The 13,995-nt window shown below is 59.2% G+C and carries 11 protein-coding genes; all 11 read left to right on the forward strand.

The annotated features are described in order from the left end of the window. Positions 1-6 precede the first annotated feature (6 nt). The 11 genes from rsmH to RSQ48_RS03780 are packed head-to-tail and all read left to right on the forward strand — an operon-like array spanning position 7 to position 13,993. Positions 7-1,077, forward strand: a complete 1,071-nt coding sequence (gene rsmH, locus RSQ48_RS03730; RefSeq protein ID WP_003803562.1) for a 16S rRNA (cytosine(1402)-N(4))-methyltransferase RsmH — start codon at positions 7-9, stop codon at positions 1,075-1,077. Further along, positions 1,074-1,376 (forward strand): cell division protein FtsL, encoded by a 303-nt coding sequence (gene ftsL / locus RSQ48_RS03735; RefSeq protein ID WP_003803561.1) that lies wholly within the window; start codon positions 1,074-1,076, stop codon positions 1,374-1,376. Before rsmH ends, ftsL begins: the two co-directional genes overlap by 4 nt. Further along, complete coding sequence (locus tag RSQ48_RS03740; protein ID WP_003803558.1) at positions 1,373-3,112, forward strand: peptidoglycan D,D-transpeptidase FtsI family protein; 1,740 nt, start codon at positions 1,373-1,375, stop codon at positions 3,110-3,112. Before ftsL ends, RSQ48_RS03740 begins: the two co-directional genes overlap by 4 nt. Beyond that, positions 3,109-5,886: a bifunctional UDP-N-acetylmuramoyl-L-alanyl-D-glutamate--2,6-diaminopimelate ligase MurE/UDP-N-acetylmuramoyl-tripeptide--D-alanyl-D-alanine ligase MurF gene (gene murF / locus RSQ48_RS03745; protein WP_415302173.1), complete on the forward strand. Its 2,778-nt coding sequence runs from the start codon at positions 3,109-3,111 to the stop codon at positions 5,884-5,886. Before RSQ48_RS03740 ends, murF begins: the two co-directional genes overlap by 4 nt. After that, positions 5,876-7,048, forward strand: a complete 1,173-nt coding sequence (gene mraY / locus RSQ48_RS03750; protein WP_003803555.1) for a phospho-N-acetylmuramoyl-pentapeptide-transferase — start codon at positions 5,876-5,878, stop codon at positions 7,046-7,048. Before murF ends, mraY begins: the two co-directional genes overlap by 11 nt. Beyond that, positions 7,045-8,574, forward strand: coding sequence for a UDP-N-acetylmuramoyl-L-alanine--D-glutamate ligase (gene murD, locus RSQ48_RS03755; protein ID WP_131071322.1), 1,530 nt, complete (start codon positions 7,045-7,047; stop codon positions 8,572-8,574). The genes mraY and murD overlap by 4 nt, the downstream gene beginning before the upstream one ends. Continuing rightward, positions 8,571-9,764, forward strand: coding sequence for a putative lipid II flippase FtsW (ftsW, locus tag RSQ48_RS03760; RefSeq protein ID WP_003803551.1), 1,194 nt, complete (start codon positions 8,571-8,573; stop codon positions 9,762-9,764). Before murD ends, ftsW begins: the two co-directional genes overlap by 4 nt. Beyond that, positions 9,761-10,834 carry an undecaprenyldiphospho-muramoylpentapeptide beta-N-acetylglucosaminyltransferase gene (gene murG, locus RSQ48_RS03765; RefSeq protein WP_003803549.1) on the forward strand — a complete coding sequence of 358 codons (1,074 nt, stop codon included), beginning with the start codon at positions 9,761-9,763 and terminating at the stop codon, positions 10,832-10,834. The genes ftsW and murG overlap by 4 nt, the downstream gene beginning before the upstream one ends. Beyond that, a complete protein-coding gene (murC, locus tag RSQ48_RS03770; protein ID WP_003803547.1) occupies positions 10,831-12,237 on the forward strand; it encodes a UDP-N-acetylmuramate--L-alanine ligase in 1,407 nt (468 codons plus the stop codon). The genes murG and murC overlap by 4 nt, the downstream gene beginning before the upstream one ends. Continuing rightward, positions 12,234-13,184: a D-alanine--D-alanine ligase gene (locus RSQ48_RS03775; RefSeq protein WP_415302174.1), complete on the forward strand. Its 951-nt coding sequence runs from the start codon at positions 12,234-12,236 to the stop codon at positions 13,182-13,184. The genes murC and RSQ48_RS03775 overlap by 4 nt, the downstream gene beginning before the upstream one ends. Positions 13,185-13,201: 17 nt before the next feature. Further along, entirely contained in the window at positions 13,202-13,993 is a 792-nt protein-coding gene (locus tag RSQ48_RS03780; protein WP_003803543.1) for a cell division protein FtsQ/DivIB, read from the forward strand. Positions 13,994-13,995: the final 2 nt, after the last annotated feature.

Genomic DNA, 13,995 nt, shown 5'->3' on the forward strand with positions numbered 1-13,995 from the left:
TAAGTCATGACGCTGGTACATCGATCCGTGCTGCTGGAGCCTACGGTGGCGGCCCTCGTGGATCCGTCCTTTGAGGCTCGGCGCTGGGCGCAAAACCCCACACTGCACGGGCAGGTCGATGGTGTGTACGTAGATTGCACGTTTGGTCGGGGTGGGCACAGCCGCTTGTTGCTGTCGCACCTAAGTCCTCAGGGGCGCCTGATTGTGATCGACAAGGACCCGCAGGCCATTGCCGTGGCCCAGGAGCTGGCCGCACAAGATAGCCGCGTGACAGTGGTGCATAGTGGTTTTGGTGATCTGGCCCAGGCTCTGGATGAACTGGATGCAGGTCCATTGCAGGGCGTCATGATGGATCTGGGCATTTCATCGCCTCAGATCGATGACGCGCAACGAGGTTTTTCTTTCATGCGTGAAGGTCCTTTGGACATGCGCATGGATACCAGCGGCGGTTTGACCGCTGAACAGTGGCTGGCCGACGTCAGCGTGGAAGATTTAAAGGAGGTCATTGCAGAATATGGCGAAGAACGGTTTGCTTTCCAGATTGCAAAGGCGATTGTTGATCGCCGCCAATCCCGCCCGCTACATACAACGCGTGATCTCGCCGAGCTCGTCGCCGGTGTCGTCCGCACGCGCGAAAAGGGTCAACATCCGGCAACCAGGACCTTCCAGGCTATACGGATTTACCTCAATCGTGAGCTCGAAGAGCTCGCGCACGCGCTTCCGTCAATTCTGAGTCGATTGGCGACGGGTGGCAGGCTTGCGGTGATTGCATTTCATTCGCTGGAGGACCGTATGGTCAAACAGTTCATGAACGCGGCTGCGCGCCCTGCGCAGGAACAGTCACGTCTACCCATTCTTGAAAAAGACTTGCCCCAACCGTTGGTGCAGTCGCTGGGCAGAATCCTGCCCACGGATGAGGAGTCCAGCGACAATCCCCGAGCCCGCTCGGCGGTACTACGCGTGGTGCAACGCACCGCTACCCCCATTCCCCAGGACTGGATGCGCAGCGCCAGTGATCGTCTGCTGCAACAGGCCGCCTACCGCCGTCAGCCTGCTGGCAAGCGAGGCCGCCGATGATGCGCCTGGTCATCACCCTTTCTTTGGTGTTGATGCTGTCGGCCATCTCCCTGGTGACGGCGCGCTATCAGGCGCGCGAGCTGTTCGTGCAAACCGATCGTTTGGTCACCAAGGCCCGTGAGCTCGATACGGATTGGCGTCGCTTGCAACTGGAGCGTGCCGAACTGGCGCGTAACGCCAGGGTGGATGACATCGGCCGCAACGAGCTGGGTCTGGTGCTTAGCTCCCCGGAGCGTACGCTTTACTTGCAAGGCGGTGAGTTGAGTTCGAATCAGGCGCAGCCCGGGGGGCGCCCATGAGACGATTCGGCTATCACGACAATCCCGTCCTGAGCGTGCAGATTCCGTTCTGGCGCTCACGTTTGGTGCTGGTTCTTTTATTTCTGGGCTTTGGGGCATTGATCGTCAAAGCCCTGTACTTACAGGGCCTGTCCACCGAATTTTTGCAGCAGCAGGGTGAGCGCCGTTATGAGCGCACCCAGGTGCTGCCGCCCATGCGTGGCAAGGTTTTTGACCGTAGCGGGTCTGTTGTGCTGGCCTCCAGTGTGCCGGTCAAGGCTATTTGGGCCATTCCCGATGATGCCCGCAATGCCAAGCCCGAGCAGATCGGTCAACTGGCCAAGCTGCTGGGTATGGGCCAGTCCGATATCGAGCGCCGTTTGTCTGTTGAGGACCGCAATTTCGTCTATATCAAGCGGCAAGTGGACGTGGACGTTGCCGCCCAGATTGCGGAACTGAAAATACCGGGCATCCACCAGCAGGAAGAAATGCGGCGCTTCTATCCCGAAGGGGATGTGATGGCGCACATTGTGGGCTTTACCAATATTGAGGACCAAGGCATTGAAGGTATTGAGCTGGCCTTCAACTCCGCCTTGTCGGGCACACCGGGTTCGCGCCGTGTGATTCGGGATCGTCTGGGTCGTGTCGTCGAAGACGTTCGCGCCATCATCCCGCCTACTCACGGCCAGGACCTGCATTTGTCGATTGATGCCGGCCTGCAGTTTGATGCCTACACCGCACTGAAAAAAGGGATGGAGGACGTCAAGGCCAATGCCGCGGCTGCCGTGGTCATGGACGTCAAAACCGGGGAAATTCTGGCCCTGGTGAATCTGCCTACCTACAACCCCAACGACAGGGATGACCGCAAGGGTCCGGCCCTGCGTAACCGTGCCCTGACTGACACTTTTGAGCCCGGCTCGATCATGAAGCCGTTCACCGTCGCCTTGGCGCTGGACATCAACCGCATCACGACCTCCACCCAGTTCAATACAGGCAATGGCCAGTATCGGTATCAGGGCAGCGTGATCAGCGACGTCAGCCGCAATAACGGCATGCTGGATGCGGCCGGCATTTTGCGTCGTTCCAGCAATATTGGCATGACCATGATTTCCGAGCGGCTGACCTCGCAGGAAATGTGGAACAAGTTTACCGAGCTGGGCTTTGGCCGTTCTCCTCAGGCCGATTTTCCGGGCATTGCCAGTGGGCGGCTGCGTCCCTGGGAGCGCTGGCGTCCGATTGAACGCGCCACCATGTCGTATGGCTATGGCCTGTCTGTTTCCCTGCTGCAGATTGCCCACGCCTACACGGCGTTTGCGCGTAATGGCGACATGGTCTCCATGACTTTGCTCAAGCGTGAAGGCAAACCGGCCAGTGTTCAGGTCTACACCCCCAAAGTCGCTGCGGAAGTGCGTGCCATGCTGGAGGCCGCGGCCGGCCCGGCAGGCGCCCGTCTGGCTCAGGTTCAGGGGTATCGCGTAGCCGGCAAGAGCGGTACAGCGCGCAAGATTGTGGACGGACGCTACAGCAAGTCCTTGTATCGCGGCTCTTTTGTCGGTTTTGCGCCTGTCTCCGATCCTCGTATTGTCGTGGCCGTCACCATTGACGAGCCCCATAGTTCCAACTACTACGGCGGGCGTATTGCCGCGCCTGTTTTTTCAGAAATTGTGGCCCGGAGCTTGCGACGCCTAGGTGTCCAGCCTGATGCGCCCATAGATTCGCTGGTGGCTGTTGGCCCCGGTACGGAGAATGTACGATGAACGCCGCAGCAATATTGGAGTGGCTGGCGCAGCATGTCGCGCCCACGGCCAATCTGTGTTTGGATTCCCGCCAGATCAAGGCGGGTGACGCGTTTTTTGCTTGCCGTGGCTACCATGGGGATGGTCGTGAATATGAAGTTCAGGCTGTGCAGCAGGGGGCCGTCGCCATTGTGCGCGAGCAGGGCGATCAGGCTGTCGATCCTGGCGTGCCTGTGTTGCAGGTCCCCAACCTGAGCGCCTTGCTCGGTGAAGTGGCCCACCAATGGTGGGGACGTCCTTCCGAGGCCATGACTGTGGTGGCTGTGACCGGCACCAATGGCAAAACATCGACCGTGCAGTGGGTGGCTTCCGCCCTGAATCACTCTCAAGTGCCTTGCGGCACCATTGGTACGTTGGGCGTGACCTTGCCCGATGGCTCCAATCTGGGGGGTGTCCTGACTACTCCGGATGTATTGACCGTGCACCGTAGCCTGGCCGCTATTCGTGCCCAAGGCGGCAATGCCGTTGCGCTGGAAGCTTCGTCCATCGGTCTGGAGCAGGGTCGTCTGGATGGTGTCCGTATTGATATTGCCGGGTTTACCAACCTGACCCACGATCATCTGGACTATCACCACAGCATGGAAGCCTACAAGCAGGCCAAATTGCGTCTGTTCAGCTGGCCCGGTTTGCGCAGCGCTGTGGTAAATGCTGATGATGCAATGGGCCGTGAGTTGATGCAGGCCGGTCTGGCTGCGCGTGTGATTTCTTACTCCATGAGCCAGCCCGATGTGGATTTGCTGGCACAGGACGTGCATACCGGTGCTGATGGCCAGGTATTCAATCTGGTCACTGCTCATGGCACCGCCCAGATTCTCACCCATCTGCTCGGTGAGCATAACGTGGCCAACCTCTTGCTAGTGGCCGGTGTGCTGCAGGAAGTGGGCTGGCCTGTGTCCAAGATCGCTCGTATCATGGACAAGCTGGAGTCGGTTCCCGGCCGCTTGCAGATCGTGACACCCAAGAGCACGGCGGGTCGTTCGCCCTTGCCGTTGGTTGTGGTGGACTATGCCCACACGGCCGATGCCTTGGAGCGCGCCCTGCAAGCCCTGCGCGACGTCGCCCGTGTGCGCGGCGGCAAGCTGATTTGTGTCTTTGGTTGTGGCGGTAATCGCGACACCACTAAGCGTCCCATCATGGGCGAGGTGGCGGCCCGTCTGGCCGACAGCGTGCTGGTGACCACAGACAACCCCCGTTTTGAAGACCCCGCCGAGATCATTCGCCAGATTGTGGCCGGCATGCCAGAGGCGCCAGCGGTACAAATGGATCGCGCCCGTGCAATTCTGTCCTCCATCTGGGCGGCCAGCCCGGAAGATATCGTATTGCTGGCCGGCAAAGGCCATGAAACCTATCAGGAAGTACAAGGCGAGCGCTCGGTGTTTGATGACACTGACTGGGCGAAAGCCGCCTTGCTGTGGTTGCGTGGCGTACGCTTGAGCACGGATTCGCGCAGCCTGAGCAAAGGCGAGGTGTTTCTGGCCCTGAGTGGTGAGCAGTTTGATGGTCACCGCTATCTGGAAAAAGCCAGGGAGCAGGGTGCCGTTGCGGCGATTGTGGCGCAGCGTGATCCTGGTGTGGACCTGCCGCAAATTGTGCTGGGCGATACCCGTCGTGCCTTGATGAGTCTGGCCACCGAGTGGCGTTCGCGTTTTGACATTCCCATGATCGGCGTGACCGGCAGCAATGGCAAGACAACGACCAAGGAAATGATTGCTGCGATTTTGCGTGCCTGGCTGGGCGAGTCGGAAAGCCTGGCCACCCGCGGCAACCTGAATAATGATCTGGGCGTTCCCCTGTCCATCCTGCGCCTGAGTGCCGAGCATAAAGCCGCGGTACTTGAAATGGGCATGAACCACCCCGGTGAGATCGCCGTGCTGGCCGCGATGGTACGGCCGACGATCGCTCTGATTAATAATGCCCAGCGCGAACACCAGGAGTTCATGCACAGCGTGGAAGCGGTTGCGCGTGAAAATGGCGCTGTCATTGATGCGCTGCCTCAGGATGGTGCCTTGGTCATTCCGGATGACGATGCGTTTAGCGCCATGTGGGCTGAACGGGCAGGGGCGCGCGCTGTATTGCGTTTTGGTCTCAGCGGCCAGGAAACCGTTTTTGCGGCGGACATGTTCGTCGAACCTGCTCAAACCCGCTTTGTGCTGCACGTGGCCGGCCAGTCTACGGCCCTGACCCTGCACAGCCCTGGTATTCATAATCTGCGTAATGCCTTGGCCGCAGCGGCATGTGCACATGCCGCCGGTGCTCCCTTGACTGCGATTGTGCAAGGCTTGGAGAGCTTCCGTCCTGTAACGGGCCGCATGCAGCCCAAGCAACTGTCCTCCGGTTATCAACTGATTGACGATACCTACAACGCCAACCCGGATTCGGTACGTGCCGCCATTGATGTGCTGGCCCAACTGAAAGGACGCAAGGTGCTGGTGCTGGGCAATATGGCCGAGATCGGTGACAACAGCTCCGAACTGCATGCCGAAGTGGGTGCCTATGCCAAAGAGCGGGGCATGGATGAGTTGCTGACCCTGGGAGGCGATGCGAGTCATGCCGCCCAAGCCTTTGGCGCGCGTGCGCATCAGTTCGAAACTCTGGAAGACATGGTGTCTTACCTGCTGGCCCTGGAGCCGTCCCATGTGCTGATCAAGGGGTCGCGCAGCGCCCGCATGGAGCGCGTGGTGGCTGCGCTGGAGAGCCACTTCTCCCGTAACGAGGGGGCTACCCATGCTTCTTGAACTGGCACGCTGGCTCTCGGACGATCATATTCGCGCCTTCGCGGTGTTTGAGTACATCACCCTGCGTGCTATTTTGGCCAGCGCAACCGCCCTGGCCATTGGCTTGTTGGCGGGTCCCTGGGTTATTCGCAAGCTGACTGAGCTGAAAATTGGTCAGGCTGTGCGTGCCTATGGCCCCGAGTCGCATTTGCAAAAGAACGGCACCCCCACCATGGGCGGTGTGCTCATTCTCATCTCCATCGGTATCAGCACCCTGTTGTGGGCAGACTGGACCAATCGTTTTGTATGGGTCGTTTTGCTGGTGACCTTTGGTTTTGGCTGGATTGGCTGGGCAGACGACTACAAGAAAGTGGTGAACCGTGACCCCGAGGGCATGTCCTCTCGGCAAAAGTTTTTCTGGCAAGCCTTGATCGGCATGATCGCGGCTGTGTACCTGAGCTTTGCCGTGTCCGTGCCCGCCAATACCGAATTGTGGCCTTTGTTCAAAGAATGGGTCTTGAGCGGTTTCACCATGTCCCTGCCAGCTCAGGCTGACCTGATCGTGCCCTTTTTCAAGTCTGTGAGTTACCCGCTGGGTGTGCTCGGTTTTGTGGTCTTGACCTGGGCGGTGATTGTGGGCTCGAGCAACGCTGTCAATCTGACCGATGGTCTGGATGGGCTGGCCATCATGCCCACCGTGCTGGTGGGTTCCGCCCTGGGTATTTTTGCCTATGTTGTCGGTCGGGTGGACTACTCCAAATATCTGTTGTTTCCCTATATACCCGGCGCGGGCGAACTGCTGGTGATCTGCGCGGCCATCGCTGGTGCAGGTCTGGCTTTTCTGTGGTTCAACGCCTATCCCGCGCAAGTGTTCATGGGTGACGTAGGGGCACTGGCCCTGGGCGGAGCGCTGGGCACGATTGCCGTGATCGTACGCCAGGAAATTGTGCTGTTCATTATGGGTGGCGTGTTTGTGGTCGAAACCTTGTCGGTCATGCTGCAGGTGACCTGGTTCAAATACACCAAGAAGCGCTACGGGCAGGGAAGGCGAATATTCCGGATGGCACCGCTGCATCATCACTTTGAAGTCAGCGGTTGGAAAGAAACCCAGGTGGTGGTCCGCTTCTGGATCATCACCATGATGCTGGTCATGATTGGTCTGTCTACATTGAAATTGCGATGAATGCCCTGAGTTTTCCTTCGATCCGCAAAGACGGTCTCATGCTTATCCTCGGGTTAGGCGAGACCGGCTTTGCTGCGGCTCGCTGGTGCTTGGCCCAGGGAGCCGGTGTCCGTTTGGCGGATACGCGTGAAACGGTGCAGGGTCTGGACATGCTCCAGGCGCTGAGCCGCGAGCCGCTGGATGTGCGTCTGGGCACGCAGGCCTTGCAAACCGAAAGCCTGAAGGATGTACACACGCTGGTGCTCAGTCCCGGTCTGTCGCCGCTGGAGCCCACCCTGGCCGCCTTTTTGGCTCAGGCTCGGGAGCGTGGCATCGAGATCATCGGCGAGATCGAGCTGTTTGCTCGGGCCTTGAAGGACCTGGCCGATCAAGGGCAGGAAAGCCGCGTGCTCGCCGTGACCGGCACCAACGGTAAAACCACCGTTACAGCCATGACACGCCACTTGCTGGAGCAAGCCGGTATCTCTGCGCGGGCCGTGGGCAATATCAGCCCTGCTGCCTTGACTGCCTTGTGTGATGCTCTGGAAAGTCAGGCTTTGCCCCAAGTGTGGGTGCTTGAGTTGTCCAGCTTCCAGCTCGATAGCACGTTCAGTCTGCGGGCCGATGCGGCGGTCGTGTTGAATATTTCCCAGGATCACCTGGATTGGCATGGCGGCATGGACGCCTACGTTCAGTCCAAACAGCGTTTGTATGGCATGTGCGATGTGGCTCTGGTCAACCGTGACGATCCTGTCGTCATGGCGATGATTCCCGATGCCAGTCAGGAATCCGTGCGCAGCTTTGGGCTGGACAAGCCCGTGTTGCTGGGTGATCTGGGCTTGCAGACCGATGGTGGCATGCAATGGCTGGTGGCCAACGAGCCTACCGATTTTGAGCTGCCCGCCACCGGCCTGAAAAAACGTCACGCAGCCGCGGCAGGAACTGTTCGTGGCAAAGGGGGCCTGAAGCGGCTGATGCCGGTTGAGGCCTTGCAGATCAAGGGTCGTCATAACGCCTTGAATGCACAAGCCGCCCTTTTGCTGGCCCGCTGCCTGGGGCTGGGTTGGGCCGAGCTGCTCAATGGCCTGCGCACCTATCAAGGCGAACCTCATCGTGTGGAGCTGGTACGTGTGCTCGATGGCGTTCAGTATCTGGACGACAGCAAAGGCACGAATGTGGGCGCTACTGTTGCTGCCCTGCGTGGCTTTGATCAGCGTGTCTGGCTGATTGCGGGAGGTTTGGGCAAGGGTCAGGACTTTGAACCTTTGGCGATGGCCGCCAAGCATAGCGTGGCAGAGGTGTTCTTGATCGGCCAGGATGCCAGATTGATCGCTGCTGTTTTGCAGGCCCACGATATTCCTCATCGTTTTTGCGAGGGCTTGGAAGCGGCCGTGCAGGCTGCCGCCGGGCAAGCGCGTTCGGGTGATGTGGTGTTGCTGTCGCCTGCCTGCGCCAGCATGGATATGTTCAAGAGCTATCACCATCGTGGTCTGTGCTTTGTGGCGGCAGTCACTGAAATGGCTCTGGATAGAGGAGAGCTGGCATGAGTCTGTTTGCTGAGCTGACCTCGGGTGTCAATGCCGTTCGCCCTGGACGTACGGCATTACCCGTGTTTGATCGCCCCTTGTTGGCGGCCACGCTGATGCTGACCCTGTTCGGGCTGCTGATGGTGTACTCGGCCTCGATCGCTCTGGCAGACGGACCACGCTATGAAAGCTACGGCCGCTACTATTTTGTCATTCGCCACGCTCTGTTCATTGTGGTTGGGGTGGTGCTGGCCATGTTCACGGCCACCGTACCCATGCGGGTCTGGCAGAAGCTGGCCGTCCCCCTGTTTGCATTTTCCATTTTTCTTTTGCTGGTGGTTCTGATTCCCGGCATTGGTCGTGAGGTGAACGGGGCGCGCCGTTGGTTGCCCCTGGGCATCATCAACTTCCAGCCCTCGGAACTGATGAAGGTAGCCATGGTGCTGTACGCCGCCGATTACACGGTGCGCAAGCAGCAGCATTTGCAAACCTTTGTGCGGGGCTTTTTGCCTATGGCTGTGGCCTTGGGCCTGGTGGGGGTTCTGTTGCTGATGGAGCCCGATCTGGGCGCCTTCATGGTGATTGTGGCCATTGCCGTGGGCATTTTGTTTATCGGCGGAATCAATGGCAAGTTGTTCTCGGCGTTGCTGGGCATACTGGTCAGCAGTTTTCTTTTGCTGATCTGGCTCTCTCCCTGGCGTCGGGAGCGGCTTTTCGTTTATCTGGACCCCTGGAATCCTGATAACGCCTATGGCAGTGCTTATCAGCTGTCGCATTCGCTCATTGCGCTGGGTCGTGGCGAATGGTTTGGGGTGGGCCTGGGTTCCAGCGTGGAAAAGCTGCATTACCTGCCTGAAGCGCATACCGACTTTATCGTTGCCGTGATAGGCGAGGAACTGGGTTTTGTGGGTGTTTCCGCCCTGATCCTGACCTTTGGCTTTCTGGTCTGGCGCAGCTTCAATATCGGCCGCCAGGCCAGTGCAATGGATCGTCTTTTTAGCGGCATCGTTGCCCAAGGCGTGGCTTTGTGGTTTGGCGTGCAGGCTTTCATCAACATTGGCGTGGTGCTGGGTCTGTTGCCGACCAAAGGGCTGACCTTGCCTTTGGTCAGTTATGGCGGCTCGGGGATTGTGATGAATCTGATGGCCTTTGCCTTGTTGCTGCGGGTGGATTTTGAGAACCGGCAAATGATGCGAGGTAAGCGCACATGAGCACGCCAACCATTCTGATCATGGCAGGCGGCACGGGCGGGCATATCATGCCTGGTCTGGCCGTGGCACAGGCCATGCAGCAGCGCGGCTGGAACGTGCTGTGGCTGGGGCATCCAGAGCGTATGGAAGGTAGCCTGGTTCCTCAGCATGGGATTAAAATGCTGCCTCTGCGATTTTCCGGATTACGAGGCAAAGGCGTGAAAGCGTTGCTCTCCTTACCCTTTACCTTGCTCAGTGCCTGCTGGCAGGCGCATCGCTGTCTGCAGCAAGCCAAACCGGATGTCGTGCTGGGCATGGGCGGCTATGTCGCCTTTCCGGGTGGTCTGATGTCCTTTGTGTCGCGTCGCCCGCTGGTGGTGCATGAGCAAAATGCGGTGGCGGGAACGGCCAACCGCTATCTGGCCAAAATGGCGACCCGCGTGCTGACCGGTTTTCCCGGCGCTTTGCCCGGTGCGGTGACAGTCGGCAACCCGGTGCGTGACGCCTTCGTGGGTCAAGGCCCTGCCGCTGAACGCTATGCCAAACGTAGCGGTCCCTTGCGCCTGTTGGTGGTGGGTGGCAGCCTGGGGGCCGCCGCGCTGAACCAGGTGGTACCCGAGGCCTTGGCCTTGATCCCGCCCGAGCAGCGCCCGCAGATCACGCATCAGTCCGGCCAGCAGCATCTGGACAGCTTGCAACAACGCTATGCACAGCATCAGGTGCAGGCCGAGTGCACTGCCTTTATTGGTGACATGGCGCAGGCCATGAAAGAGGCTGATGTGCTGATTTGCCGAGCTGGCGCCATGACGGTGGCCGAAGTTGCCGCCATTGGGGTGGCCGCCCTGTTTGTGCCGCTACCTCATGCCATTGACGACCACCAGACAGCCAACGCCCGTTATCTGAGCGACTGTTCGGGCGCGTGGCTCAAGAAACAATCGGAGTTGACGGCCCAGTGGCTTGCACAGTGGTTGCAAGGGCTGGATCGTGAAGAGTTAAGTCGTGTGGCCAGCCACGCGCAAGAACATGCACAGTTGAATGCCACGCAGCAAATTGCCGAAGCATGTCAGCAGGCGGCAAGGAGGGTGAGATGAAACACCGCATTCAACGTATTCATTTTGTAGGGATTGGCGGTTCGGGCATGAGCGGCATTGCCGAGGTCATGCTGAACCTGGGCTTTGCCATCAGTGGGTCCGATATTCAGGAAACGGCGGTCACTCGTCGCCTGGAGCAGCTTGGCGCCCGTATTGTTATCGGCCACAAGGCGGAAAACGTCGCCGGCATGGGCGCGATCGTCACATCGACCGCGATTGCCGGCGATAACCCCGAAGTGCTGGCTGCTCGTGCTGCGCGCATTCCTGTGGTGCCTCGCGCCCTGATGCTGGCTGAACTGATGCGCCTGAAGCGCGGCATTGCGGTGGCCGGTACTCACGGCAAGACCACCACCACCAGTCTGGTGGCCAGTTTGCTGGGGGCCGCCGATCTGGACCCGACTTTTGTGATTGGCGGGCGCCTGAATTCAGCCGGTGCCAACGCCCGACTCGGGCAGGGCGATTACATCGTGGTGGAAGCCGACGAATCCGACGCTTCGTTCCTGAACCTGTTGCCGGTGATGGCCATCATCACCAATATCGACGTGGACCATATGGATACCTATGGTCATGATGTGGCCCGACTGAAAAGCGCCTTTATCGATTTCACACACCGTCTGCCGTTCTACGGTAGTGCCATCGTCTGTAACGACGATGCCAATGTACGCGAAATCATTCCTTTTGTATCGCGCCCTGTCACCACGTATGGCATTGATACGGAGGCTCAGGTACGTGCAGTCAACATTGAAAGCCGTGGTACCACCATGTGTTTTGATGTGCAGCGCAAGGGGGCGAGCGGCGACCTTCCCTTGTTGTCCGTGTGCCTGAACCTGCCCGGAAAACACAATGTACTCAATGCTTTGGCGGCTATCGCCGTGGCCACGGAACTGGGCGTGAGCGACGAGGTCATTGCCCGCGGTCTGAAAGAGTTTACCGGTGTGGGCCGTCGTTTCTCCCTGGTGGGCGACTTCCCGGTTCCCCAGTCGCAAGGCGGCGGCACGTTTACCGTTGTTGACGATTATGGTCACCATCCTGTCGAAATGGCTGCTACCTTGGCGGCCGCACGGGGTGCTTGGCCAGATCGCCGGATCGTGTTGGCGTTCCAGCCGCACCGCTATACGCGTACCCGTGATTGCTTTGAAGATTTCGTGCAGGTGCTCAGCCAGGCCGATGCGGTTCTTCTCGGAGAAGTGTATCCCGCTGGCGAGGCCCCCCTTGTGGCCGCCGATGGCCGAGCCTTGAGTCGCGCAGTGCGTGTGCTCGGCAAGGTCGAACCCATTTTCGTGGCCGAAATCAGCGATATGGCACAAGCCGTACTGGACTTTGTCCGTGACGGCGATGTGGTGTTGGTAATGGGTGCAGGGTCCATCAGCCGGATTCCTGCTCAACTGGGAGAAATGGCATGACTGCGGATTTTGGTCGGGTCGGCGTGTTGTACGGCGGCAAGTCCGCCGAACGGGAAGTGTCCTTGATGTCCGGTCAAGGTGTGCATGAAGCCCTGCGTAGCATGGGTGTGGACGCGCATTTGTTCGATATGGGCGAGAAAGGATTGACCGAACTGGCGCAGGCTGGCTTTGATCGTGTGTTTATCGCTTTGCATGGTCGTTACGGCGAAGATGGCACGTTGCAGGGAGCCTTGGAATGGTTGGGCATCCCTTACACCGGCAGCGGTGTGATGGCCTCCAGCCTGGCCATGGACAAGATCATGACCAAGCATGTGTGGCAGCACCTGGGTCTGCCAACCCCCGGCTTTGCGCAGCTGGATCATGCCAGCCAGGTTGCTGGGGCAGTGGAGCGTCTGGGCGTACCGCTGATCATGAAGCCGCCCCACGAAGGTTCTACGGTCGGTGTCGTGCGTGTGGACCGTGCCGATCAGGCGGTCGCCGCCTTTGAAACCGCCATGCATTACGACACGGTTGTGCTGGCTGAGCAATTCATTCGTGGTCGCGAGCTGACGGTGCCCATTATCGGCCAGGGTGAGCAGGCACGCGCCTTGCCCGTCATCGATATTGTGGCGCCCCAGGGTAACTACGACTTCGAGCACAAGTACTACTCGGACGAAACCCAATACTTCTGCCCGGCGGATTTGTCGCCTGAATTGACGGCCCACATCCAGGATTTGTCGGTCCGCGCCTTTAATGCGCTGGGCTGTGAAGGCTGGGGCCGTGCCGACTTTATGCTGGACGAGCAAAATCGTCCCTGGTTGTTGGAGATGAACACCTCTCCTGGCATGACCAGCCACTCGCTGGTGCCGATGGCAGCCAAAGCGGAGGGCATCAGCTATGCCCAGTTGTGCGTGAACATTTTGGCAACAGCCCGCTGCAAAGTGCAGGCTATTGCCCGCAGCCTATAGAACGGGGAGCCTGATTCATGTTTTCCGATGCACGTCTGACCAACCTGATCGCCAATACGCTGGCTCTGCTAGCAGTATCGGCATTGGTGATCGGTGTTGTGATTTGGGCTGTGCGTCGTCCGTACTTCAATATCGAGCGCATTCAGATCGAGTCCACGCAAGGCGAGCCGCTGGCCTACGTCACGGCAGAAGGGGTGAAAGCCACTATCGCCGGTCGCCTGCAAGGCAACTTCTTCACCGTCGATCTGGACCAATCCCGCGCCTTGATTGAAACGGCCCCCTGGGTACGACGCGCGCAGATCCGGCGCGTCTGGCCCAACAGCCTGTCAGTACGGATTGAAGAGCAGCAGCCGCTGGCCTATTGGAACGAAGACGAAATGATCAACACCTGGGGTGAATCGTTTTCTGCCAACAAGGCGGTGGTGCCCGATGAAATGGATTTGCCCCAGTTAAGCGGCCCTCCGAACTCGGAGCGTCTGGTGGTGCAACGGTATGCCGAGCTGGCTCGCTGGTTCGGACCTCTGGACGTGCAGGTCAGTGAAGTGACCCTGAGCCCGCGCTATGCCTGGGATGTGGTGTTGTCCAACGGAATGCAGCTGAGCCTGGGCCGCGACCCGGCAGCGGATATTGCAGACCCCCACGGTCGTAAAGGGGCTTTGCCCTTTGCGGTTCGTGTTGAACGATTTGTGCAGGCATGGCCTGCCTTGATGCAGCGGCTTGGCGACCGTGCTTTGCAAAGTGCCGACTTACGTTACCCGAATGGCTTTGCGATAACGCTGGCTCCGGTTTCATCTACCCCTGTGAAGTAAAG

It is taken from the genome of Alcaligenes sp. SJTW-7 (assembly GCF_047716895.1).
GTDB classification, from domain to species: domain Bacteria; phylum Pseudomonadota; class Gammaproteobacteria; order Burkholderiales; family Burkholderiaceae_B; genus Alcaligenes; species Alcaligenes ammonioxydans.